Origin of the sequence: Mycobacterium kyogaense (assembly GCF_036946525.1) — a bacterium.
Classification (GTDB): Bacteria; Actinomycetota; Actinomycetes; order Mycobacteriales; family Mycobacteriaceae; genus Mycobacterium; species Mycobacterium kyogaense_A.
The window spans coordinates 1-24,460 of record NZ_JAQIIY010000020.1 but is presented as its reverse complement, the minus strand read 5'-3'; the positions used below and the strand labels follow the sequence as shown (position 1 = coordinate 24,460).

General features: G+C 68.7%; 19 protein-coding genes. 6 read left to right on the top strand and 13 right to left on the bottom strand.

The window, feature by feature from the left end; all coding sequences use genetic code 11:
• Positions 1-18: 18 nt before the first annotated feature.
• From dnaE to lspA, 5 genes are all read right to left on the bottom strand, one after another.
• On the bottom strand, positions 19-3,555 hold the full coding sequence (gene dnaE / locus PGN37_RS17600; RefSeq protein WP_335332296.1) for a DNA polymerase III subunit alpha: 3,537 nt from the start codon (positions 3,553-3,555) through the stop codon (positions 19-21).
• A gap of 92 nt (positions 3,556-3,647) precedes the next feature.
• Positions 3,648-4,232, bottom strand: a complete 585-nt coding sequence (locus PGN37_RS17595; protein ID WP_335332295.1) for a TetR/AcrR family transcriptional regulator — start codon at positions 4,230-4,232, stop codon at positions 3,648-3,650.
• Between the two features lie 91 nt (positions 4,233-4,323).
• Positions 4,324-5,214: an EamA family transporter RarD gene (gene rarD, locus PGN37_RS17590; protein ID WP_335332294.1), complete on the bottom strand. Its 891-nt coding sequence runs from the start codon at positions 5,212-5,214 to the stop codon at positions 4,324-4,326.
• Positions 5,211-6,140 (bottom strand): RluA family pseudouridine synthase, encoded by a 930-nt coding sequence (locus tag PGN37_RS17585; RefSeq protein WP_335332293.1) that lies wholly within the window; start codon positions 6,138-6,140, stop codon positions 5,211-5,213. Before PGN37_RS17585 ends, rarD begins: the two co-directional genes overlap by 4 nt.
• Positions 6,137-6,718: a signal peptidase II gene (gene lspA, locus PGN37_RS17580; protein WP_442932955.1), complete on the bottom strand. Its 582-nt coding sequence runs from the start codon at positions 6,716-6,718 to the stop codon at positions 6,137-6,139. The genes PGN37_RS17585 and lspA overlap by 4 nt, the downstream gene beginning before the upstream one ends.
• 42 nt (positions 6,719-6,760) lie before the next feature.
• Between lspA and PGN37_RS17575 the strand changes: the two genes are divergently transcribed.
• Positions 6,761-7,648: an asparaginase gene (locus tag PGN37_RS17575; protein WP_335332291.1), complete on the top strand. Its 888-nt coding sequence runs from the start codon at positions 6,761-6,763 to the stop codon at positions 7,646-7,648.
• Here PGN37_RS17575 and PGN37_RS17570 read toward each other — a convergent pair.
• Positions 7,613-8,998 carry a DNA polymerase IV gene (locus PGN37_RS17570; RefSeq protein ID WP_335332290.1) on the bottom strand — a complete coding sequence of 462 codons (1,386 nt, stop codon included), beginning with the start codon at positions 8,996-8,998 and terminating at the stop codon, positions 7,613-7,615. The genes PGN37_RS17575 and PGN37_RS17570 overlap by 36 nt on opposite strands.
• Before the next feature lie 32 nt (positions 8,999-9,030).
• On the opposite strand from PGN37_RS17570, the gene PGN37_RS17565 reads away from it, so the two are divergent.
• Positions 9,031-9,237 (top strand): RNA-binding S4 domain-containing protein, encoded by a 207-nt coding sequence (locus tag PGN37_RS17565; protein WP_442932954.1) that lies wholly within the window; start codon positions 9,031-9,033, stop codon positions 9,235-9,237.
• Between the two features lie 3 nt (positions 9,238-9,240).
• Here PGN37_RS17565 and ileS read toward each other — a convergent pair whose 3' ends face one another.
• Positions 9,241-12,378 carry an isoleucine--tRNA ligase gene (gene ileS / locus PGN37_RS17560; RefSeq protein ID WP_335332288.1) on the bottom strand — a complete coding sequence of 1,046 codons (3,138 nt, stop codon included), beginning with the start codon at positions 12,376-12,378 and terminating at the stop codon, positions 9,241-9,243.
• A 198-nt stretch (positions 12,379-12,576) separates the two neighbouring features.
• Positions 12,577-13,173, bottom strand: coding sequence for a hypothetical protein (locus PGN37_RS17555; protein WP_335332287.1), 597 nt, complete (start codon positions 13,171-13,173; stop codon positions 12,577-12,579).
• 136 nt (positions 13,174-13,309) lie between these two features.
• Between PGN37_RS17555 and PGN37_RS17550 the strand changes: the two genes are divergently transcribed.
• Both PGN37_RS17550 and PGN37_RS17545 read left to right on the top strand, forming a co-directional pair.
• Complete coding sequence (locus tag PGN37_RS17550) at positions 13,310-13,687, top strand: XRE family transcriptional regulator (RefSeq protein WP_335332286.1); 378 nt, start codon at positions 13,310-13,312, stop codon at positions 13,685-13,687.
• Between the two features lie 12 nt (positions 13,688-13,699).
• The gene (locus PGN37_RS17545) at positions 13,700-14,434 is read left to right on the top strand and encodes a hypothetical protein (protein WP_335332285.1); all 735 of its coding nucleotides are present in this window, start codon (positions 13,700-13,702) and stop codon (positions 14,432-14,434) included.
• Here the strand turns inward: PGN37_RS17545 and PGN37_RS17540 are convergent.
• The 5 genes from PGN37_RS17540 to mutA all read right to left on the bottom strand — a co-directional run bounded on the left by PGN37_RS17540 (position 14,415) and on the right by mutA (position 22,370).
• On the bottom strand, positions 14,415-15,578 hold the full coding sequence (locus PGN37_RS17540; RefSeq protein WP_335332284.1) for an MEDS domain-containing protein: 1,164 nt from the start codon (positions 15,576-15,578) through the stop codon (positions 14,415-14,417). The two genes, PGN37_RS17545 and PGN37_RS17540, sit on opposite strands and share 20 nt — an antisense overlap.
• A gap of 351 nt (positions 15,579-15,929) precedes the next feature.
• A complete protein-coding gene (locus tag PGN37_RS17535; protein ID WP_335332283.1) occupies positions 15,930-17,198 on the bottom strand; it encodes a serine hydrolase domain-containing protein in 1,269 nt (422 codons plus the stop codon).
• Between the two features lie 59 nt (positions 17,199-17,257).
• On the bottom strand, positions 17,258-18,244 hold the full coding sequence (gene meaB / locus PGN37_RS17530) for a methylmalonyl Co-A mutase-associated GTPase MeaB (protein WP_335332282.1): 987 nt from the start codon (positions 18,242-18,244) through the stop codon (positions 17,258-17,260).
• Complete coding sequence (gene scpA / locus PGN37_RS17525) at positions 18,245-20,503, bottom strand: methylmalonyl-CoA mutase (RefSeq protein WP_335332281.1); 2,259 nt, start codon at positions 20,501-20,503, stop codon at positions 18,245-18,247.
• A gap of 1 nt (position 20,504) precedes the next feature.
• Complete coding sequence (gene mutA, locus PGN37_RS17520) at positions 20,505-22,370, bottom strand: methylmalonyl-CoA mutase small subunit (protein ID WP_335332280.1); 1,866 nt, start codon at positions 22,368-22,370, stop codon at positions 20,505-20,507.
• A 69-nt stretch (positions 22,371-22,439) separates the two neighbouring features.
• On the opposite strand from mutA, the gene PGN37_RS17515 reads away from it, so the two are divergent.
• Positions 22,440-22,766: a hypothetical protein gene (locus tag PGN37_RS17515; RefSeq protein WP_335332279.1), complete on the top strand. Its 327-nt coding sequence runs from the start codon at positions 22,440-22,442 to the stop codon at positions 22,764-22,766.
• A 1,506-nt stretch (positions 22,767-24,272) separates the two neighbouring features.
• On the top strand, positions 24,273-24,460 hold a 188-nt coding region (locus PGN37_RS27350; protein ID WP_442932953.1), incomplete at its 3' end, for a hypothetical protein.

Sequence of the window (24,460 nt, the reverse complement as noted above, 5' to 3'; positions counted from 1 at the left end):
CGTCCGGCCGGGCCGCACTCACCCCCCGAGACATCCCGGCCCGAGCAGCTCCTTGAGGTCTCCCATCAGTGCCGACGACGGCGTCACCCGCAGGGACTGGTCGAGCTCCAGTGTGGTGATTCGCTCGCCGCTGATCAGCCGCAAATGCACCTGAGCGGTCCCCGGATGACGCGCGAGCACCTGCTTGAGCGCGCTGACCTTGTCGACGGTGCATTGGCGCGTCGGCAAGCTCACCGCAACCGGCCGATTGGCCTGCGCACTGGAGAAGTCCGGCACGATCAGCTCGTTGGCGATCAGTGAGATCCGGTCGTCGCGCTTGGCCACCTTGGCACCGATCAGAACCACCACGTCGTCGGCGATCTCGGCGCCGAACATCGAGTACGTCTGCGGGAAGAACAGCACCTCGATACCGCCGGAGAGGTCTTCGATCTGCGCCGACGCCCAGGGCAGACCGTTCTTGTTGACCCGCCGGTTGACCGAGGCCAGGATGCCGCCGACACGGACCTGGGTGTCGTTGGCGATATCGCCTTCCAGGATCGCCGGGATCTGGGTGTCGACCTGCGCCGCCAGCAGATGCGCGATCCCGTTGAGCGGATGCCCGGACACGTAGAGGCCCAGCATCTCGCGTTCGAGCGCGAGCTTGTGCTTGTCCTCCCACTCCTCCTCGGGCACCTTGATCGTGAACACCGACTCCGTCTCCGAGTCACCACCCCCGAACAGGTCGAACTGACCCATCGCCTCGGCCTTCTTGGTGCCGAGCACCGAGTCGACCGCATCGGTGTGGACGAGGAACAGGCCCTTGCGCGGATGCCCCAGTGAATCGAAGGCGCCGGCCTTGATCAGCGACTCCGTCACCTTCTTGTTGCAGGCCGTGATGTCGATCTTGTTGAGGTAGTCCGAGAAGTCGGCGTACTTGCCCCGCTCGGCACGCGTGTTCACCAGTGAGGCAACGACGTTGGCGCCCACGTTGCGCACCGCGCCGAGCCCGAAGCGGATGTCGTCACCCACCGACGCGAAGTTCTGCACCGACTCGTTGACGTCCGGCGGCAACACCGTGATGCCCAGGCGGCGGCAGTCAGCCAGGTAGACCGCGGCCTTGTCCTTGTCGTCGCCGACCGAGGTGAGCAGGCCGGCCATGTACTCGGCGGGATAGTTCGCCTTGAGGTATGCCGTCCAGTACGACACCAGCCCGTAGCCGGCGGCGTGCGACTTGTTGAACGCGTACCCGGCGAACGGAAGGATGGTGTCCCACAACGCCTTCACCGCGGCGGCGGAGAACCCGTTGGCCGTCATCCCCTCGAGGAAGCCCTTGTACTCGGCTTCGAGCACCTCCAGCTTCTTCTTGCCCATGGCCTTGCGGAGCGCATCGGCCTTGCCCATCGAGTAGCCGGCGACCTTCTGCGCGATGAACATGATCTGCTCTTGGTAGACGATCAGGCCGTAGGTCTCGGCCAGGATCTCCTTGAGCGGCTCCTCGAGCTCAGGGTGGATCGGCTTGATCGCCTGGCGGCCGTTCTTGCGGTCGGCGTAGTCGTTGTGGGCGTTCATGCCCATCGGGCCGGGCCGGTACAGCGCGAGCACGGCCACGATGTCGTTGAACTCGGTGGGCTGCATGCGGCGCAGCAGGTCACGCATCGGCCCGCCGTCGAGCTGGAACACCCCGAGAGTGTCTCCGCGGCCCAGCAATTCGTAGGCCAACGGATCGTCGAGTGCGAGCGATTCGAGGTCGACGTCCTCGCCGCGGTTGGCTTTGATGTTCTCGATGCAGTCGCCGATGATCGTGAGGTTGCGCAGACCCAGGAAGTCCATCTTCAGCAGGCCGATGGCCTCACACGACGGGTAGTCCCAGCCGGTGATCACCGCCCCGTCCTGCGGGCGCTTCCAGAGCGGGATCGCCTCCATCAGAGGCTCGGAGCTCATGATCACCGCGCACGCGTGTACGCCCGCGTTGCGGACCAGGCCCTCCAACCCACGTGCGGTCTCGTAGATCGTCCGCACGTCGGGGTCGGTGTCGATGAGCGCGCGAACCTCGGCGGCCTCTTTGTACCGCTCGTGGGTCGGATCGGTGATGCCCGAGACCGGGATGTCCTTGGCCATGATGGGCGGCGGCAGCGCCTTGGTGATCCGGTCGGCGATCGCGAAACCGGGTTGCCCGTAGTGAACACGCGCCGAATCCTTTAGCGCCGCTTTGGTTTTGATGGTTCCGAAAGTGATGACCTGGGCGACCCGGTCGCTCCCCCACTTGTTCGCCGCGTAGCGGAGCATCTCGCCGCGCCGACGGTCGTCGAAGTCGATGTCGATATCGGGAGCCGACGGGCGTTCGGGGTTGAGGAACCGTTCGAACAGCAGTCCGTGCGGAATGGGGTCGATGTTCGTGATGCCCATCGCGTAGGCCACCAGCGAACCCGCGGCCGAACCACGGCCCGGGCCGACCCGGATGCCCACGGAGCGGGCGTAGTTGATCAGGTCGGCGACGATGAGGAAGTACGCCGGGAAGCCCTTGTCACAGATGACCTTGATCTCGTACTCGGCACGGTCGAGGTACTCCTGCGGGACCGGCGCGCCAGCGAACCGTCGCTCCGCCAGGCCCGTCATCACCTCGTGGGTGAGCCAGGACCCCTGGTCATGACCCTCGGGCACCGGGAACACCGGCATCCGATCCTTGGGCGCCCACACCTCGGTGTAGGGCTGCACCCGCTCGGCGATCAAGAGTGTCGAATCGCAGGCGCCGGGCACCTGGTCGTCCCACAGCGCGCGCATCTCGGCCGCGGATTTCAGGTAGTAGCCATCGCCGTCGAACTTGAACCGCGTCGGATCCGAGAGGGTCTTGCCGGTCTGGATGCAGAGCAGCGCCTCGTGGTTCTGGGAGGCATCGCGGGTGACGTAATGGCAGTCGTTGGTCGCCAGCGGCCGGATGTTGAGCTTCCTGCCGACCTCCAGCAGGCCTTCGCGGACCCGGCGTTCGATGTCGAGACCGTGGTCCATCAGCTCGAGGAAGAAGTTCTCCTTACCGAAGATCTCCTGCCACTTGGCGGCGGCCTCGATCGCCTCCTGGGTGTGGCCCAGGCGAAGTCGCGTCTGCACCTCACCCGACGGGCAGCCCGTCGTGGCGATGATGCCTTCGGCGTGTTCGGCGATGATCTCGGCGTCCATGCGTGACCACTTGCCGAGCTGGCCCTCGAACGAGGCCAGCGACGACAGGGTGAAGAGATTGCGCAGACCCGTCGCGTTCTCCGCGACCATGGTCATGTGCGTGTAGGAGCCGCTGCCGGAGACGTCGTCGCTCTTCTGGCTGGGGTCGCCCCACAGCACGCGCTTGGTGTCGAAGCGGGACGCGGGCGCGATGTAGGCCTCGATGCCGATGATCGGCTTGATGCCGGCATCGGTCGCCGCGTTGTAGAACTCGCTGGCGCCGAACATGTTTCCGTGGTCGGTCATGCCGATCGCGGGCATCTCGAGGCGTTGGGCCTCGGCGAGCATCGGCTTGACCTTCGCGGCGCCGTCGAGCATCGAGTACTCGGTGTGATTGTGGAGATGCACGAATGACCCGCTCATAGGCAGGCCAGTCTATGACCGCGCACCGACACCGTTCGGCGTGTCTCTTGGCGTGTCCCCGTGCGTGTCTCGAGATGGTTTCGGCGCGCTGGTCAGGATGCCTTGTTCTGCGACGTCAGCAATTCGTCGTCGAAGACCGTGTGCAGTTGCCTGGCAACGATGGACGCCTCACCGCTACACGCCACGAAACCGGCGTGGAACGCGACTCCCCAGAACACCGAGGCCAGCAACTCCGTCAGCCCGCGACGGTCGTCGACCGGGGCGGCATCGGCCAGCGACGCGTAGAAATCGTGAAGTGCTGCGATGACCGCTCCCGCCGTGGAACTGCTGTGCACACCCCGGCGCTGCTCTACCTGCACGGTCACCAGAAAGCGCAGCGCGCCCGGGTCCTCGTCGCACACGCGCTCGACCGCCTGGGTGAACGCAACGAGCTGACTGCGCGGTCCCACGTGCCGGCGCGCCTCGGCGATGAAGCCGGCGATCTGCGTGTTCACCGCCGCCACCAGCGTCTCGTAGATCTGGTCGCGTGCCTCGAAGTAGTAGTGCAGCGTCGGTCTGCTGATTCCGGCACGCAGCGCGATCTGCTGAAACGTCGCCGCGGGATACCCGGACTCGGCGATCACGTCGCGGGCGGCGCGAAGGATCACCTGTTTGGTCCGCTCGGAGTCCGCACCCACGGGGCGGCCGCGGCCCCTCGTTCCCGTCGCGCAACCCACGAGCAAACGCTAGGGCATTGCTGCCAGGCGGTCAATCAGCAAATCGGCAAAACTATGGTGCCGACGGCTGCGCGGCGCGCCGGTCGGAACGGGAGCGCCGCACCGCGTCGAGCGTGAACACCGCGAGCGCCACCCAGATTAACGCGAAGCCCAACCAGCGGGCCGGCGGCATCGGTTCGTGGCCGACGAGCACGCCCCAGGACAGCTGCATCGCGGGGGTCAGATAGAACAGCAGCCCCAATGTCACCATCGGCAGTCGTTGCGCGGCGGCGGCGAACAACAGCAGCGGAAGGGCGGTCAGCAGCCCCGACAGGATCAACAGCAGCGCGTGTGACGCACCCTGGTTGCCGAAGGTCGCGTGGCCGGCGAGCGTCAGCACCACCACGTAGGCGAGCGCGAACGGCGTCGCCAGGCCGGCTTCCACGCCGACACTGACGCGCGGGTCGGTCGGCACCAGCTTCTTCACCGCGCCGTAGAGGCCGAAGGACAGCGCCAGCCCCAGCCCGATCAGCGGTGGCGACCCCACCTCGACCGTCAGCACCACGACCGCCACCACCGCGATCGCCAGCGCCCCGATCTGCCAGCGGTTCAACCGTTCCCGAAAGATGATCAGGCCCAGGGCGATCGAGACCAACGGGTTGATGAAGTAGCCGAGGGCGGCGTCGACGACGTGCCCGTTGTTGACCGCGTAGACGTAGATCAGCCAGTTCATCGAGATCAGCGCGGCCGCGGCGGTCAGGAGCAGCCACACGCGGCCGGTGATCTGCCGAAGATCACCGAACCGGCGCACGGCGGCGACCACCACCACCATCAGCAGGAAGCTCCAGATGATGCGGTGGGCGAGCACCTCCACCGCGCCGGCGGGCTTGAGCAGCGGGAAGAACGCGGGGAACACGCCCCACATGCCATAGGCGCCGACGCCGAAGAGCAGGCCCGACCTCACCGGCCGGGACCGCGCAGGACATCCAGTGCGGATTGGAGATCGGCCGGATACGGGCTGGTGATCTCGATCTGGCGACCGTCGGCGGGATGGGCGAAGGACAGCGAACGCGCGTGCAGCCACTGCCGGGTCAGCCCCAGCCGGGTGGCCAGTGTCGGGTCGGCTCCATAGGTCAGATCCCCGCAGCAGGGGTGGTGCAGGGCGGCGAAGTGCACCCGGATCTGATGCGTGCGGCCGGTTTCGAGATGGATGTCGAGCAGGCTGGCGGCCTGGTGGGCTTCCAGCGTGTCGTAGTGGGTGACGCTGTTGCGGCCACCCTCGACGACTGCGAACTTCCAGTCGTGACCGCGGTGGCGCCCGATCGGGGCGTCGATCGTGCCGCTGGACGGATCGGGGTGGCCCTGCACCAGCGCGTGGTAGCGCTTGTCCACGGTGCGCTGTTTGAACGCGCGCTTGAGCAGCGTGTACGCCCGCTCGGACAGCGCGACCACCATCACCCCCGACGTGCCGACGTCGAGCCGGTGCACAATGCCCTGGCGTTCGTGGATGCCCGAGGTGCTGATCCGGAACCCGGCAGCCGCCAATCCACCGAGCACCGTGGGCCCATGCCAGCCGACGGTGGCATGCGCGGCCACCCCCGGGGGCTTGTCGACGGCGACGATGTCGTCATCGGAGTAGAGGATCGTCATGCCCTCAATGTCCTGCGGCACGTTCTCGACCGGCGCGGGCGCCTCCGGCAGCCGCACCTCCAGCCACGCGCCGGCGACGAGCTTGTCGGACTTCCCCGCCGGCGCCCCGTCGAGTTCCACCCCGCCCTCTTCGGCCAGCGTGGCGGCCGCCGTCCGGGACAACCCCAGCAGCCGCGCGAGGCCCGCGTCGACGCGCATCCCGGCGAGGCCTTCCGGCACCGGCATCGAGCGTGTGCTCATGAATCCCCGTCAGCGCCGGCGCGGCGCCGACCGGTCGTGTCGAAGTCGAACCCGAACAACGAGAGCACCACCAGGAGGATCGCCCCACCCACCACCGAGGGATCGGCGACGTTGAACACCGGCCACCACCCGACCGACAGGAAGTCGACGACATGGCCGCGCAGCGGCCCGGGCGACCGGAAGAACCGGTCCACCAGGTTACCCATCGCGCCGCCCAGGATCATGCCCAGCCCGAGCGCCCACCAGGGCGAGACGAGACGACGCCCCATCCAGATGATCCCGATCACCACACCCGTGGCCACCAGCGTCAGCACCCACGTGTAGCCGGTGGCCATCGAGAACGCCGCCCCCGAGTTGCGGACCAGCGTCCACGTCACGGTGTCGCCGATGATCGACACGGGCTGGCCGGGGGTCAGCAGCTCGACGGCGAGGATCTTGGTGACGATGTCGGCCACCAGGACGACCGCGGCCACTCCCAGGAGCATGCGCAGCCGCCGGCGCGGGGGTGCGTCCGCCGCCGGCGGCTCCACTGCGTCGCCGGTCGCCGGTTCGGCCGGGCTGGAGGATTCGTCAGTCACGCCGTCCATCATCGCAAAAGGGCGATGGGTAAGAATTCAGCCATGGCCCGCCTCGTCGTGATCGCCACCGGCGGCACCATCTCCACCAGTGCCGATGCCGAGGGTGTCAAACGCCCCACCCGTTCCGGAGCAGAGTTGACGACGGGTCTGCCCGTCGATGTCGTCGAGGCGATGCGCAAGGACAGCTCCCAGTTGGTCCCTGCCGACTGGGACGTCATCGGCGCCGCGGTGCGCGACGCGTCGCGGTCCGCCGAGGGCATCGTCGTCACCCACGGCACCGACTCCCTGGAGGAGACCGCGCTGTGGCTGGCGCTCACCTATGCCGGCGACGCGCCGGTGGTGCTGACCGGCGCCCAGCGCAGCGCCGACGCCCCCGACGCCGACGGCCCCGCCAACCTGCGCCAGGCGCTGGCCGTGGCGGCCGATCCTGCGATGCGAGGCGCCGGCGTGGTGGTGTCGTTCGCTGGTGAGGTGTTCGCCGCACTCGGGCTGACGAAGGTGAGCACCGACAGCGACCAGAGTTTCGCGGGGCGTACGCCGGACGTGCGCCCGTTCCTGGGGGCGTTGCGCGCCGCCGACGCGCCACGGGTGGACATCGTGGCCGCCTACCCCGGCGTGGACAGTGCCGCACTCGACGCGTCTGTGGCGGCCGGGGCGCGCGGTGTGGTGATCGAGGCGCTGGGCGCGGGCAACGTGGGCACCGCGCTGATCGACGGTGTGCGACGGCACTGCGCGGACGGTGTCGAAGTGGCGGTGTCGACGCGGGTGCCCGGCGGCCGGGTCAACGCCGGCTACGGGCCGGGCCGCGACCTGGTGGCCGCGGGCGCGGTGCTGGTGCCGACACTGCGGCCGCCGCAGGCCCGGGTGCTGCTGATGGGGGCGCTGGCCGCCGGGTCACCGGTCGCCGAGATCTTCGCCCGCTGGGGCTGACTCGGCGCCGAGCCGGGCCACGACGTCCGGCCAGTCGAGGCTGTCCACGGGGTTGGCCCGCGACAGCGCCGGGTCGTCGCCGCGGAAGGTGCGGGCGATGCCGGGGCCGTGCGCGCGGGTCTCGAAGCGCACCGTCATCACGCCGTGGCCTGCGCCCTGGACCCAGCCGTGCCCGAACTCGGTGTGGGTCACGTCGTCGCCGATCCGCCACGCCGGGGCGGCGGCCGCCACATCGGAGAGGGTGGCCGGTACGCCTCCGTCGGAGGTCTCCTCCATGGCCAACTCCGGATCGGCGAACAGTGGCTCCTGCCGCACCTCGGTGAGTCCCGAAAAGCCCACGCCGACAAGGCGAACCGGGCCGATCTCCACCGGGTCGAGCAGCAGCTTGCGGGCGGTGCCGATCAGCGTCGCGGCTTCGGTGGTGGCATACGGCAATGTGGCCGACCGCGTGAGCGTGCTCATGTCCGAGCGCTTCAGCTTGACGGTGATGGTGCGCGCGCCGCGGCCGTCCTTCTCCAGCCGACGGTGGGCGTGATCGCCGATCGGCCCGATGGCCTCGCGCAGCTGCGACAGCGTGATCAGGTCCTCGGCGAACGTCGACTCGGCACTGATCTGTTTGGCCGGGGCGTTCTCGGCCACCGGACGATCGTCGACACCGCGCGCCAGCCGGTGCAGCGCAGGCCCGACCGTGGCACCCAGGACGTCGGCCACCTCCGCGTCGGTGAGCGCAGCCAGCGCCCCGATGGTGTCGATGCCCAGTCGGTGCAGCCTGTCCTCGGCCACCGGGCCTATCCCCCACAGCCGGCGCACCGGCAGACCGGCCAGCAGCGACACCTCCTCGTCGCGGTCCACCACCCGCACGCCGTCGGGCTTGGCCAGGCCCGACGCGATCTTGGCGATCTGCTTGCCCGAGCCGGCGCCCACCGAGGCCACCAACCCCGTCACCGCGCGCACGTCGGCCCGCAGCCGCTGGCAGAACGACTCGACGTCGGCTGCGCCGGCGCCCGCGAGCTCGACCGGCTCCCCGAACGCTTCGTCGTACGACAGCTGTTCCAGGACAGGCACTTTCGCACGCACTGTCTCGAACACCCGACGGCTGGCCAACCCGTAGACCACTCCGCGGGGTGGCAGCACCACAGCTCCTGCGCCGACGAGACGGCGCGCCTGGTGCATCGGCATCGCCGACCGCGCCCCGAACCGGCGCGCCTCGTAGCTGGCGCCGGCCACCACCCCGCGCCCGCCGAGACCGCCGACGAGCACAGGTCTGCCGCGCAGCGTGGGTCGCGTCAGCTGCTCAACGGACGCGAAGAACGCGTCCATGTCCAGGTGCAGGACCCATCGCGCGCCCACACCGCTGACTGTAGGCGGCTAGCGTGGGACGTGTGCACGACGTACCGATCCGCGACGAGACGATCCGCCTGGGCCAGTTCCTGAAGCTGGCGAACCTGATCGACACCGGCGCCGACGCCAAGGGCGTGATCGCCGACGGACTGGTCTCGGTCAACGACGAGGTCGAGACGCGCCGCGGCCGACAGCTGCGCGCCGGCGACGTGGTCATTTTCGGGGGGCAGAGCGCGCGGGTCGGCTGACCGTCAGACCTTTTCGAGGCTGACCCGCACGCCGTCACCGATCTCGGCGGCGTCCACCGGCTCACCGAACGAGAACTCCGTCGCCAAGATCTCGCCGGCGATCAGCTCGGCGTGCGCGCGCGCCCACTGCTCGTTGTCGGCGGGCACGGACATCACGACCCTGATGCGGTCGGAGACGTCGAGGCCTGAGGTCTTGCGCAGTTCCTGCAGCTCGCGAATCCGGTCCTTGGCCCAGCCCTCGGCTTCCAGCTCCGGGGTGAGCGTTCCGTCGAGCACCACCAGGCCCGCGCCGTCGGGCAGCGCGGCGGTCCACTCCGGATCGGCCGCCACCAGCCGCGAGGTGAACTCCTCGGGCAGCAGCACCGCCGGCCCAGCGGTCAGCGTGCCGTCGGCATTGAGCACGCCCTCCCCCGCCTTGACCGCCTTGATGGCCGCCTGCACGTCCTTGCCGATGCGGGGGCCCGCTGCCCGGGCATTGACGGCCAGCTCGAAGCGGCCGTGCGCGGCGATATCGTCGGTCAGTTCCACCGCCTTGACGTTCAGCTCGTCGGCGAGCAGTTCCCGATAGGCCGTCAGCCGCTGCGGATCGTCAACGGCGACAGTCAGTTTCGGTAGCGGCAGGCGCACCCGCAGCTTCTTTGCCTTGCGCAGCGAGGACCCGACGGAGGCGACCTCACGCACGAGATCCATGTCGGCGACCAGTTGCGGGTCGGCAGGCAGTGGGTCCGCCTCCGGCCAGTCGGTCAGGTGCACCGAGCGCTCGCCGGTGAGGTCGCGCCAGATCCGCTCGGTGGCCAGCGGCAGCAACGGCGCGGCCAGCCGGCACGTCACCTCCAGCACGGTGTGCAGCGTGTCGATCGCGTCGCGGTCCTCCTCCCAGAATCGCGAACGCGAGCGCCGCACATACCAATTGGTCAACGCCTCGGTGAACTGGCGAAGCTGGTCGCAGGCCACCGAGATATCGCAGACGTCCAGCGATGCCGTCAGCTCGTCGCGCAGCACGGCGAGCTTGGCCAGGATGTAGCGGTCGAGCACGTTCGTGGAGTCGGTGCGCCACGTGCCCTTCTGCGGCGCGTAGAGCGCGAGGAACGAATACGCGTTCCACAGCGGGAGCAGCACCTGCCGCACGCCTTCTCGGATGCCCTGCTCGGTGACCACCAGGTTGCCGCCGCGCAGGATCGGCGACGCCATCAGGAACCAGCGCATCGCATCCGAGCCGTCCCGGTCGAACACCTCGGTGACGTCGGGATAGTTGCGCAGCGACTTGCTCATCTTCTGACCGTCGTTGCCGAGCACGATGCCGTGGCTGACGCACGTGCGGAACGCCGGCCGGTCGAACAGGGCCGTGGCCAGCACGTGCAGCGTGTAGAACCAGCCTCGGGTCTGGCCGATGTACTCGACGATGAAATCGCCGGGGAAATGCGACTCGAACCAGTCCTGGTTCTCGAACGGATAGTGCACCTGCCCGTAGGGCATCGACCCCGAGTCGAACCACACGTCGAAGACGTCCTCGATGCGCCGCATCGTCGAATTGCCGGTCGGGTCATCGGGATTCGGGCGGGACAGCTCGTCGATGTAGGGCCGGTGCAGGTTGTCGGGGCGCACCCCGAAGTCGCGCTCGATCTCGTCGAGGCTGCCGTAGACGTCGACGCGCGGGTAGGTCGGGTCGTCGGACTTCCACACCGGGATGGGGCTGCCCCAGTAGCGGTTTCGGGAGATCGACCAGTCGCGGGCGCCGGACAGCCACTTGCCGAACTGCCCGTCCTTGACGTGCTCGGGATACCAGGTGATCTCCTGGTTCAGCTCGACCATCCGATCCCGGATCTCGGTCACCTTGATGAACCACGAGGACACCGCGCGGTAGATCAGCGGATTCCGGCAGCGCCAGCAGTGGGGGTAGGAGTGCTCGTAGGTGTCGTGGCGCAGCAGCAACGCGCCGTTGGCGGCGGCCGGGCCGGTGCCGTTCTTCAGATCGCGGATGATGTGCGGGTTCGCCTCGAAGACGTGCTGACCCTGGTAGTCGGGCACGGTCGCGTCGAAGCGTCCTCGCGCGTCGACCGGGGTGACGGCCTCGATCCCGCCGGCCGAGGCGGTGGTCATGTCGTCCTCGCCGTAGGCCGGGGCCATGTGCACCAGGCCGGTGCCGTCCTCGGTGCTCACGAAATCGGCGGGCAACACGCGAAATGCGTTGGGCGAGTCCATGAAATACGGGAACGGCGGGGTGTAGGTGACGCCCAGCAGGTCGCGGCCCAGGTAGGTGGCGAGCACCGCGGGCTCCTCACCGAGTTCGCGCGCGTAGGCGCCCAGCCGAGCCTCGGCGATCACGTAGCGCTGCCCGTCGTGCTCGACGACGACGTAGGTCACCTCGGGATTCACCGCGACGGCCTGGTTCGACGGCAATGTCCACGGCGTGGTGGTCCAGATCAACAGGTGAGCGCCTGACAGGTCGTCGATGGGCCCGCCGGTGATACGGAAACCCACGGTCAGCGCAGGGTCCTGCCGGCTCTGGTAGACGTCGTCGTCCATCCGCAGCTCGTGGCTGGACAGCGGCGTCTCGTCGTTCCAGCAGTATGGGAGCACGCGGTAGCCCTCATAGGCCAGCCCCTTGTCCCACAGCTGCTTGAACGCCCACAGCACTGACTCCATGAAGCCCAGATCGAGGGTCTTGTAGTCGTTGTCGAAGTCCACCCAGCGGGCTTGGCGGGTGACGTAGCTGCGCCATTCACCGGTGTACTTGAGCACCGAGGCGCGGCATGCGTCGTTGAACTTCTCGATGCCGAGCTCTTCGATCTGCGCCTTGCTGCTGATCCCGAGCTGGCGCTGCACCTCGAGTTCTGCGGGCAGCCCATGGGTGTCCCAACCGAACCGCCGCTCGACCTTGTATCCGCGCATCGTCCGGTACCGCGGCACGATGTCCTTGACGTAGCCGGTGAGCAGATGGCCGTAGTGCGGCAGTCCGTTGGCGAACGGGGGCCCGTCGTAGAACACGTACTCCGGTGCGCCGTCGCGGCGCTCGATGCTGGCACGAAACGTGTCGTCCCGATCCCAGTAGTCGAGGACGCCGAGTTCCAGGCTCGGGAAGTCCGGCGATCCACTCGCCGGCTTGGGGTACGCGCTCACCGTCTGTCTCCTGTGCCACAACAAGGCACGGGGACGACGTCGCGCGGTGCGCGAGCGCCGCGGTACCACCCCGCTTGCGCACCGGAGGTGCGCCGCTCGTTCGCAGGCTGTGACGGGCCCGCCCGTTCGGGTCTAGTGAGCGCTGTCCGCGCCGTTCTTCCGAAGGCTCCCCGGTGATGGCCGGATCGACACCGATGACCGCAATTCTAGCGGGGGCAGTTACAGAGGCGCGCCGGCGTCGGAGGTGATCTCGATCAACGCGTGACCGAACTGCTCAGCCATCTCGTCGACCGAATAGCCGTCGAGCCGGGCCGTGTCGTAGGTCCACTCGACCTGCAGGGCGCCGTCGAGACGACCGACGCGAACCTGCAGAGCGGCAGCGTCGGCCGCTGCCTCGTCCAGCGTCAGTGAGATCTCGGCGGGCGAATGCGGATGACCGGCGCCGGGTAGTAGCGAGTTGTGCGCCCCCTGGAGCATCTCGCTCGGGCCCATCGGCAGTCCGGCCGCGCACAGCAGCGTGACCGGGTGAACAGGGGCCACCGCCGCGCTGCTGACGGCCACCGCGACGGCGCCGTCGCCGCGGGTGCGGCCGAACGTGCGCCCCAGGGCGGCGAGCAGGATCTCCTCGACCCGCACACCGAGCCACTCCGCTGCTCCCTCGAGCTCGGCAGCGAGTTCGCTCGACGGAGCGACCGCGTGGGTGCAGAGCCGGGTCGGCGCTGAGGGCACCGGGGCGCGGTCGAAGACGTCCAACGCTATCGGCGCCGCAGTGAGCACGGGGTGCTTGACCTCGTCAGGCAGGAAGGGAGCGACCATGCAGCTAACCGTAGCGCGGATGTCCCAGAATTGGGAGACTGCTCCCAAAACTGTGACGGCCGTGTCAATTAAGAAAACTCTGATCTGTTTGCTCACAGGGCTGACCCGGCGGCCACCTTCGGTTTACAGTGTTCAGGTGCCCAGGACAGACGAGAACGGCAGACAGCTGAAGGCCTTGCTCGACTACCTGCTGGACGGGGAGATCGACGCGAAAGACATCTACGACGCTCTCGGTACGTCCAGCAGCACGTACTACCGGCGCATCAAGGAGCCCGATTACCCGAACGCCGAAGAGCTGCGCCGCGTCGCCGATCGCTTCGACCTGAGCTACCCGGATCTCCAGATCCAATTCGGTCTCATGACCCGGCAGGAGATCTTCACCTACGTCGAGTCGGCCCGCGCTGCAGTGGCGACCCGACAGACGGTAACCCAACAGACGGTGGCACCCGCATCCACGCAGCGCAGGACTCGGCTGTCCGAGCTGACGCCGCGCCTCGACGCCCCACCCCTGTAAAGACAGTCCCCGATGGCCATTGCAACTCTCATCGCGATCACCCTGCTGTGTATCGCATGGAGCTTGTGGATCCGGCGTGTCACCTGGTCCTCCCGCTGGGAGGTGGCCGCGACACTCAACATCGCCCTGCAGGGCGTCGCCGTGGTGCTGATGTCGCCGTGGGCCTCCGAGACCGTGGGCCACTGGCTCTACTCACTGACCGGCAAGTGGAACCTCGAGGACTACATCGGCCACGACGCCTACATCGTGGCGGCATCGGCAGTCGTCTACAACACTCTTGGGCGGCTCGAATCCGACCACGCCATGCACCTGCGTTTCAAGCAGTTCGTCGAGCGGCCGGCGACGCTGTGCATACCGCTGCTGCTGGCCGCGTTCTGGATGGGCAACGGCGCGGCGATCTACCGGCCCGACTTCTTCGACGTGCCCACCGACCTGTGGCTGAACCTCTACTGGCTGCTGCTGTGCGGAATGCTGATCTACCTGCTCATCTACGGTTCGCGGGCGCTGCTGATCCTGCGCACCGATCCGCGCTCCCGACACGTCGCCAACATCTACCTGTTCGCGTCCGGGATGGGGATCATCGCCTGCGTGGTGCGGGTCGTGACAGCGCTGATCCCCACCCTGCAGACCGTGCAGGGCACCACGCTGGTGTGGGTGTTCGCGTGTGCGTGTGGCGCCGGCTTCGCGCTGACGTCGGCGCATTCGTGGCGGCTGCGCACGAAATGGTTCACTCGCGCCGGGACCTGACGGCGTCGCGAGCACGCAGCAGGAACTCTGCCGCCGTGTCGTAATCCGGCCGAGGTCCGTCAGCGCGCCACTCGTCGACGATCGCGCGAGCGACCTCGCGCAACTTGAGATTGCTGTTCTGCGACAACGATTTCATCAGCTCGAACGCATCGTCGGCGGTGAGCCCGAACGCCGACATCAGCATGCCCTTGCACTGTTCGATGGCCGGCTGGCTGGCCAACCGGTTGTGCAGATGACTGATCTTCGCCTGCAGATCGGCGATCACCGCGGCATCGGCAGCCGGGGCAGCCGGTGACTCGATGCGCACATGGGACAGGCGCTCATCAAACGCTTCGACCGCCGACGTCCGGACCAGCAGGGTGATCGACCTGCCGTCACGCCGGGCCGCCCGGTCCAGGCGTAGCACGCACTCGGCGGCGAGGTGGTCGGCGCCGCCGGCGTCCACGGTCACCGAATCACGGCTCGCCTGCGGCAACGCCGCGTTCACCGCGTCCACGACTGCGGTGGCATGCTCGGCATCCACCTCACCAGCGACCGCGACGTCGGCGTCCGGTGCCGCGAAAACGCGGTATGCGCCGCCATCGTGACTGACGAACGGATTGACGAACGGGTGCAGGCAGACAAGGTCTGCCGCCCCGTCCAGTTCAGCCAGGTCGTAGGCGCACAGCGCCGAGACGGGGAATCGCGCCATCTGCTGGTCGACGAGAATCTCGAAGCGCGCGAACGCCTCACGCTGGGCGTCGGTGCGCGCGACGGCGGTGGCGTCCACCACCGCACGAAAACCGGTGTAACCGTCGGCGACGGCCCGTTCAGTAGCAGCGACCCGCTCGGCCACCGACGTCTCCGGGTCGACGACGTCGGTGCCGGGAACGTAGCTGTAGAACTGTTCGACCGAGATGACGGTCACCGACGAATCGGCGACATCGGCACTCATCGCCTTCCGAACCGTGGCCAGTTCCGCGGTCAGCGATCGGGGGCTCCTGTCGCCCACGAACACCGCGAACTGCCCCTGACGCAACCCGTCGGTGAGGTACTCGCCGGCGCGGCGGTGGAAGTCGTGTCGGTCGCGGAACCCCCAGCCGAGGTGACCGAACGGGATCAGGCCGGCGGCCGAGGTGACGACACCGTGAGGCCGGCTTGTCATAGCCTCACCTCCATAGCCGCACCGCACTGAAGCTGTCCGCGGGTCGACGATGGCGGCTGGCCGCAGAACCCGCGTCGATTCCCGAGTCTAATGAAAATGTCGCGCCTCCCATCGCGCGCAGACGACGGGTCGAATGTTGGCGCGATGGGATCGGCAAACCCGTGGCAGTTACGTCAAAAATGACATGGGAACCGGCCTGCCGCCTATCCGCTGAGCGAAAACGGCGACACCATGACCCGGGCATCGGACGGGGAATGGTCGCTTCCGCACCGGCGCCCGGCGACGGTGCGGACCGCGATTGCAGTGTTCAGCAAACAGCACTGACCCGCGTCGCCACCCCTGTGGATCGGGTCAGACTGCCGTGGCGGTGACGTCGGAGAACGGCGCCCCGAAGTCAGGAATCGGTCGGTATCCCCTGCTGCGGGCCACCGCGGCACCCCGCCGGATCAGCGCCGCCGTCGTGACGAAGCCGGCCTGGTCGCTGACCACGAACGGAGTCAGCAACCGGTTGTGGACGAAGCCGAAGGCCAGCCCGCGTTCCGGATCCGCCCACCCCAGCGAGCCGCCCAGACCGACGTGCCCGAACCCCGGCAGGATGCCGAACAGCGGGAGGCCGTGATACCCGAGATGGAACGACAGCGGCATGACCAGGCTGTGATCGGGGCGCAGACTGCGCCTGCCCACGAGCGCTGCCGCAGTCTCGCGGGACAGGAACTGCGTGCCGTCGATGCGCCCCTCGTTGGCGATCGCGCCGTACATGCGCGCCAGCGCGCGAGCCGTGGCCACGCCGTTGGCAGCGGGGATCTCCCCGTCCAACAGCGGGGTGTCGCCCTGCACGAATGCCTTGACGCCCGGGAAGTACATCGCGCCGAAGCCCGCCGAGATCGGCAGGGCCGCCACATACGGCGCGACGCGGTTGAACAACGGATTCTGCAGTTTGCTCTGCGGGCCGATGATGCGGGCCGGTTGCGTCGGGGCGTGCACCGGGGGGCGTCCCAGGTGCAGCCCGTCGGTGTTCAGCGGTGCCGCCACCTCGCTGCGAATCAGCTCCCGCATGCCGGTGCCGGTGACCGACCGGGCAAGCCCGGACAGCAGCCAGCCGAAGGTGAACGCGTGGTAGGCCGGTCGGCCCATCAGCCAGCTCGCCGGGGCTGCGGCGAGCCGCTCCTCCATGGCGAAGTGATCCATCAGGTCAGTGCCGGCGGCCCCATTGAGTTGCGACAGACCTGCCCGGTGACGCATGGCATCGCGCACCGTGATCGTCGACTTGCCGTTGGCGCCGAACTCCCGCCAGTACTCCGAAACCGGTGCGTCGTAATCGATGAGGCCGCGATCGGCGAGCCGGTGGATGACCGTGGCGGCCACCCCCTTGGTCGCCGAGAACACCATGGGCGCCGTGTCGGCGGTCCAGTGCCGCCGCCCGCGGCGGTCCGAGTAGCCGGTCCAGACGTCCACGACGGGCTCACCGTTCAGGTAGACCGCCAGAGCGCCGCCGCCGAACCGGCGATGCGGGAACATCTGCTTGAACGCCCTGACCGCCCACGAGAAAGCGGGGTCTGCAGCTCCCTGCACCCCGTGGGGAAGCGCGCCGTCGCGCTCGCCTAAATTGACGCCCGTCACAATGCAACGAACATACTCCTCGGCGTGGCAAAGCGGCGCGGAGTTACCGATTCGTTAATCTAACGGTTTGCCGGTCGCTCGGCGGCGTCCAGGATCCGCTGCGCTGCGAGTGTCGGGGTGAGTTCCCCGTCGCGCACCGCGCGCTCGACCTCTGCGCGGGTGGCGCGGACCTCGGGGTGCGACAACACCCGGTCGAGGACCGCGTCGCGCACCATCGACCACGTCCATTCCACCTGTTGAGTGCGCCGCCGCGCCTCGAACTCCCCTGCCTCGGTCAACACATCTCGGTGCCGCAGCACTGTTGCCCACATCTCCTGGAGACCGGTGCCCTCCAGCGCGCTCATGGTGAGCACGGGCGGGCGCCACAGGGTTTCGCGGGGATAGAGCAACCGGATCGCGCCGGCGAGCTCACGTGCGGCGGCCTTTGCCTCGACCGCGTGCTCGCCGTCCGCCTTGTTCACCACGACGACGTCGGCTAGCTCCAGAACCCCCTTCTTGATGCCCTGCAGCGAATCCCCGGTCCGCGCCAGCGTCAGGAAGACGAACGTGTCCACCATGTTGGCCACGGTCACCTCGGACTGCCCGACTCCGACGGTCTCCACCAGGATCACGTCGTACCCGGCCGCCTCCAGCAGCACGATGGTCTCCCGGGTTGCCTTGGCGACCCCACCGAGCGTCCCCGAGGTCGGCGACGGACGGATGTAGGCATCCGGATGCACCGCCAACCGCGCCATGCGGGTCTTGTCGCCGAGAATCGAACCACCGGTGCGTGTCGACGACGGGTCGACGGCCAGCACCGCGACCCGGTGGCCCTGCTCGATCAGGTACATGCCCAGCGCTTCGATGGTCGTCGACTTGCCAACCCCGGGAACGCCGGTGATGCCGACGTGCAACGCGCTGCCGGCGTCGGGCACGAGCTCCAGCAGCAGCTCCTGCGCGCGTTCCCGATGGTCGGCGCGGGTCGACTCGACCAGCGTGATCGCCCGCGCGAGCGCGGAGCGGTCACCGCCGCGCAGTGCTGCAGCGAGTTCGGCGGGTGAGCTCATCTAGCTCAGCGTGTAGCCCAGGCGCTCGCCGAGCTTGTTCAGCAGACCGATCGCGGCGTCGGCGATCACGGTGCCCGGCGGGAAGATCGCCGTGGCACCGGCGTGGTAGAGCTCGTCGAAGTCGCCCGGCGGGATGACCCCGCCGACCACGATCATGATGTCGGGCCGACCGACCTCGGCCAGTGCGTCGCGCAGCGCGGGCACCAGTGTGAGGTGTCCCGCCGCCAGCGACGACACCCCGACCACGTGCACGTCGTTGTCGGCGGCTTGGCGGGCCACCTCGTCCGGTGTGGAGAACAGCGAACCGACGTCGACGTCGAAGCCGATGTCGGCGAACGCCGTCGCGATCACCTTCTGCCCGCGGTCGTGTCCGTCCTGACCCATCTTGGCGACCAGGATGCGGGGCCTGCGGCCGTCCGCCTCGGCGAACTTGGCCACCAGCTCGGTGGCACTGCTGACATTGCTGGCCATGCCCACCTCGTCCCGGTACACGCCGGCGATCGTCCGGATCTCGGCCTGGTGCCTGCCGTACACCTTCTCCAACGCATCGGAGATCTCACCGACGGTCGCCTTAGCGCGGGCGGCGTCGATGGCCAGGGCCAACAGGTTGTTGCCCAGGCCGTCATCGCCGGCACGACCGGAAGCCGCTGCGGCACGCGACAATTCGTCGAGGGCTGCCTGAGTGGCGGCGTTGTCCCGCTCGGCTCGCAGCGACTCGAGCTTGGCTATCTGCTCGGCGCGCACCCTGCTGTTCTCGACCTTGAGGACCTCGATCTCGTGATCCTCGTCGACCTGGTACCGGTTGACGCCGATCACCGTCTGCTGGCCGGAGTCGATACGCGCCTGGGTGCGCGCGGCGGCCTCCTCGATGCGCAGCTTCGGGATGCCCTCGTCGATCGCCTGCGCCATACCGCCGTGCTCGGCGACCTCACGAATGTGCCCACGCGCCTTCTCGGCGAGCTGGTGGGTCAGCCACTCCACGTAATAGGAGCCGCCCCAGGGGTCGATCGGGCGGGTGGTGCCCGACTCCTGGGCCAGCAGCAGCTGGGTGTTACGCGCGATGCGCGCCGAGAAATCGGTGGGCAGCGCGAGCGCCTCGTCGAGGGCGTTGGTGTGCAGCGACTGGGTGTGTCCCTGCGTGGCCGCCATCGCCTCGACGCACGTGCGGGCGACGTTGTTGAACGGATCCTGGGCGGTCAGCGACCAGCCGGAGGTCTGCGAATGCGTGCGCAGGGAAAGGGATTTCGAGTTCTGGGCATCGAATTGCGCGACCAGCTCGCTCCACAGCAGCCGCCCGGCGCGCAGCTTGGCGACCTCCATGAAGAAGTTCATCCCGATGCCCCAGAAGAAGGACAGCCGCGGCGCGAACTTGTCGATGTCGAGGCCGGCGTCGAGGCCGGCCTTGAGGTACTCCACACCGTCGGCCAGCGTGTAGGCCAGCTCGAGATCGGCTGTGGCCCCGGCTTCCTGGATGTGGTAACCCGAGATCGAAATGCTGTTGAACTTGGGCATTTTCACGCTGGTGTAGCCGAAGATGTCGGAGATGATCCGCATCGAGGGCTTCGGCGGGTAGATGTAGGTGTTGCGGACCATGAACTCTTTGAGGATGTCGTTCTGGATGGTCCCGGCGAGCTTCTCCGGCGGCACCCCCTGCTCCTCGGCGGCCACCACGTAGAGGGCGAGGATCGGAAGTACCGCACCGTTCATCGTCATGGACACCGACACCGACCCCAGGTCGATGCCGTCGAAGAGCTGGCGCATGTCCAGGATGGAATCGATGGCCACGCCGGCCATCCCGACGTCACCGGCCACCCGCGGGTGGTCGGAGTCGTAGCCGCGATGGGTGGCCAGGTCGAAGGCCACCGACAGACCCTTCTGGCCCGCGGCGAGGTTGCGGCGGTAGAACGCGTTTGATTCGGCGGCTGTGGAGAACCCGGCGTACTGCCGGATGGTCCAGGGCTGGTTGACGTACATCGTGGGGTAGGGCCCCCGGACGAACGGCGGCAGGCCCGGCAGGCTGCCCAACGGGTAGCCCGCCGCGGCGACGTCGTCGCGATCGGCGGCGATGTAGACGGGTTTGACGTCGATGCCCTCGGGCGTGGCCCAGTCCAGCTGGTCGGCGGTGTAGCCGTGCGCTTGCGCAGCCGCGACGGTCGCCTCCGTGACCTGCTCGGGGGTGGGTGCCGCGACATCGCCGTCGGCGTGCAGCGGTACGTCGGCGAAACTCCCGATGATTGTGCGCTTTTCAGTAGCGGTCACGTCATGCCCCCAATCGGGTCAGCAGATCCGACAGAACGGACACCGCATCGATCTTCGCGGTCACGAAGCCATCGGGTTTCGGGTCGGCGTCGGCGACCGCCTTCTCCGGCCCCGCCAGCAGGATGTGACGCACCCCGGCCGCGCGGGCTGCTGCCACGACGGCCGCGACCTCCTCGCTGTAGCGGGCGTCGGTACCGCACAGGATCGCGACGTCGGTCGAGCCCACCGTGGTCAGCGCGGCGGCCACCCCGTCGGCGGTGACCGTTCCGGGGTTCACCACGTCGATTCCGCCGGCGGCGAGCAGATTCGCGGCGAACGTGGTGCGGATGTTGTGCTCGGCGAGCGGACCCAGCGGCAGGAGCACGGCGGCGGGCCGGGCCCCGGTGCTGGCCAGGTACGCATCCGAGCGATCACGCAGCGCTTCGAAGTCCGCGGCGTACCGGTGCACGGTGGGCAACGGATTGCCCTGCGGCAACGGCACTTCAGCGAGATTGGGGAACTCGTTGACGCCGGTCACCGCGGTGCGGCGATGGGCGATGTCGACACTGCGGTCACGGGCGACGTCGGCGATGCGGGCGCGCACCAGCTCGCGCGCGGCCTCGAAACCACCGCCGGCTTCGATCTCCTGGAAGTTGCGCCACGCCGTCTCGGCGACGCTGCGGGTCAGGTCCTCGACGAACCACGAGCCGCCAGCCGGGTCCAACACGCGCCCGAGGTGGGATTCCTCGAGCAGCAGCAACTGGGTGTTACGCGCGATGCGCCGCGCGAACGTCCGTGCGGTGCCCGGATATCCGCCGTCGATCGCGACGTCGAACGGATGCACCAGGACGGTGTCCGCTCCCCCGACACCGGCACCGAACGCCGCGACCGTGGTGCGCAACATGTTCACCCAGGGATCGCGCTGAGCCATCATCGGCAGTGACGTGACCGCATGTACCGTCGCGGCACCGGCCTCGGGCGCGCCGGCCACCTCGGCCACGCGGGCCCAGAGTTGGCGCAGGGCACGCAGTTTGGCGATCGTCATGAACTGGTCGTCGTCGGCGGCGACACGGAAAGCGATCTGGCCCAACGCGCTCTCCACCGGCAGGCCGGCGTCGAGCAACGCCCGCAGGTACGCCACGCCCGCGCCGATCGCGGCGCCGAGCTCCCAGGATGCGTTCGCGCCGAGACCGTGGAGCACCGTTGCGTCGACGGTGACCGCGCGCACGTGCCCGTCGAAATCCCGGGCAGCAGCCGCGGCGACGGCGGTCACGTCGGCCATGGTGGGCGCGGCGCGATCGGCCAGTGGTGCGATGAGCGGATCACCGCCGAGATCCACCGACAGGTGCGACCGCTGATCCTTGTCCAAGCCGGCCAGCATGCCGAGCAGAGCCTCGGCGCTCGCCCGGTACGCGTCGCCGGCGCCGTCGGCCAGCTCCACGACGACAGGCACCAGATCCAGGTAGACGCCGGAGAGGACGCCCGCCAGGTCGGCGGGATCGATCGCGTTTCGGCCTGAGTCCGGACCGCCCACGCGTAGCGACAACGCGCTCACGCCTTCGGTCAGCCCGAGCAGGATCGCACCGTTAATCTGCTCGACGCCCGACATCTCGGCGGGGAACGCCTCGGTGACCTTCCAGCCCGCCTTGACGTCACGCAGCGCGTCGCCGCCGCGGACGAAGGGCCAGCGACCCGGGAGCGCCGCTTCGGCCAGCTCATCGGCCTCGGTGTAGAGGGGGCGAATCGCGAAGCCCTCGTAGGTATCAGAGTCGAGCGCCCGCTCCGGCTCAGCACCCAGCTCGGCCGGATCGCGGCGGCTGGCCTTGGCCAGCACACCCGCTACCGCAGAACGCCATCGGTCGACATCGCCCGTTGTCTGCACAGCCATCAGGCTAAATGATGTTCCTCACGTCGGTGCCGAGAGGTGATCATGGCCCTACCCGTAGGGTGGAAACCCGTGAAAACCGTCGTCAGCGCGCTACGCACCGTGCCGGCGACCGTGTTCGCCACCCTGCGCACGATGCCTCGGACCCGCCTGCTGGCCATGATCGGCACCGCTGTGATTCTCGTCGCAGTTGTGGTGCTGGTACCGCTTCCCACCGCGGTGCAGCTGCGCGACTGGGCGACGTCGCTGGGCGCCTGGTTCCCGCTGGCGTTTCTGGCCGCCCACATGGTGGTGACCGTGTTTCCGTTCCCCCGTACGGCGTTTCACGCTCGCAGCGGGCCTGCTGTTTCGGGCCCTACCTCGGCATTCCGCTGGCCCGTCGTGGGCGAGCACGCCTGAGCGCGGTCCCTCGCGGTTGCTGCTGGGTGCGCGCCGCGGGGCTGGCAGCTCAAGCGCGCTCGTCAGCCACCCGAAAGTCGACGCGCTGGACGCCCGGCTGCGGGAGCGCGGCTGGGTCCGCGGTGATGGGCGATGCGGATGATCCCCCGCGGTCCCCGTTCTCGGTGGCTGAAACTACGCGGGCGGGCGCCTCGGCGGTGGCGGGCTGATGCCCCTACACGCTGGCCACGATCGTGGGGCCCTGCTGCCCCGGCCACCGCGGGCGGTGGTCATCCTCGGCGGACGCCCTTGACCGGCAACGTCAGCCCGCTGCTGTTTCGTGGTGTCGCTGTGCACCGCCGCACTCGGGGGTGGGCCGGACCTCATCTACGAAGTGCGGTCCCCATCGGCGCGCTGCGGGGGGCCCCCTGCACCGTCCATCGCCGAGAACAGAGCCAGCAGCGGACGACGCCCGCCACCAGCCCCGGACTCCAGTCCTTCGCCCTGATGTGGGCCGCCGGCGGCCAACGTGAAATAGACCGTCAACATGAAGGTGGGTCAGCCGCGCCAGCGCCGGGAAACCGGTACACCGACAGCAGCCCGACCGCGGAATGCGGCTTTTGACGACGGGCAGCACAGGCCGCACGTTCTCGGGCAGGGCCCCACGGCGTCGAGGGGCCCGCCCGTACCGGTGGGGATAGGGGCCGATGCAGGCCCACCGCGTCACCGGCCTGCATCGCGGGCCAGCGCCGCGTAGGTTCCCGCCGCGAATGCAGCACGGGACGCCACGGTCACTGCTCGCCAGCGCCGTGCCGCGGCGCTGCCGGCTGGGTGTAAGTCCGGTCGCCGGGGGCGGCGCCTGTTTGCGACAGCGGCGGATACTGCGGCCCCGATCCGAGCGAGCCGGCGACCGGTGGTGCGCGCCTCGGCGACCGCCCTGGGGCCCACCGCCTGCGCGATCTCCGGATCGGTCTGGGTGTTGAACCACTCGGCCCACCTCGGCCGAGGTCGTCCCTCCGGCTTGTCCAGGCCATCCTCCACCGGCGGACGGCTGGTAGCGGAAACACGCCGTCGTCGCCGGGGGGCGCCGAGCAGCTTGGTGAAACCCTGCAGCGCCGAAACCGAAGGTCGCTGGGCACGGACCCCACACCTTGTTGGCCTCGCCCCTTGGCCATCAGCGGCAAGCGTCCTGCAGGTACTGGTAGGCCAGCAGCTCGGGGGGTGGGCCGGGCCCCGCCTTGATGGCGGCGAACGTCTTTCTCGATCGCTTTTCGCCTGGCCCTGGGCCTGCAGGTACTGCGCAGCGCGTTTCACCTTGCGCGCGCAGCATGCGGGACTGGACGGTCGGGCCTCGGCGGCCCAGGATCGCGGGCCTGCTTGGCGCCCCTCGGCCCGCGAGGATCTGCGCCCTGCTTCTGGACCTTCGGCCCTGCTTGATCGAGGGCCTCCCGATTGCCTTCGGCCGTCAGGATCATCGCGCGCTTTCTCCCGGTCGGCGCGCATCTGCTTTTCCATCGAGGTCCCTGAATGGGACGGCGGCGGATCGATGCTGCGCAGTTTCCACCCCGGGCGACCGCGCAGCCCCCCACCGGCCGGTGGGCCCTCGTCGAGCACGCCGCGCAGCTGCCCGTTGATCGAGTCGCGGGGGACGTCCAGAGTCTGCTCCAGGGTCCATGCCGCCGACGACGTTTGCGCAGCGTGGTGGTGGTGAGCTG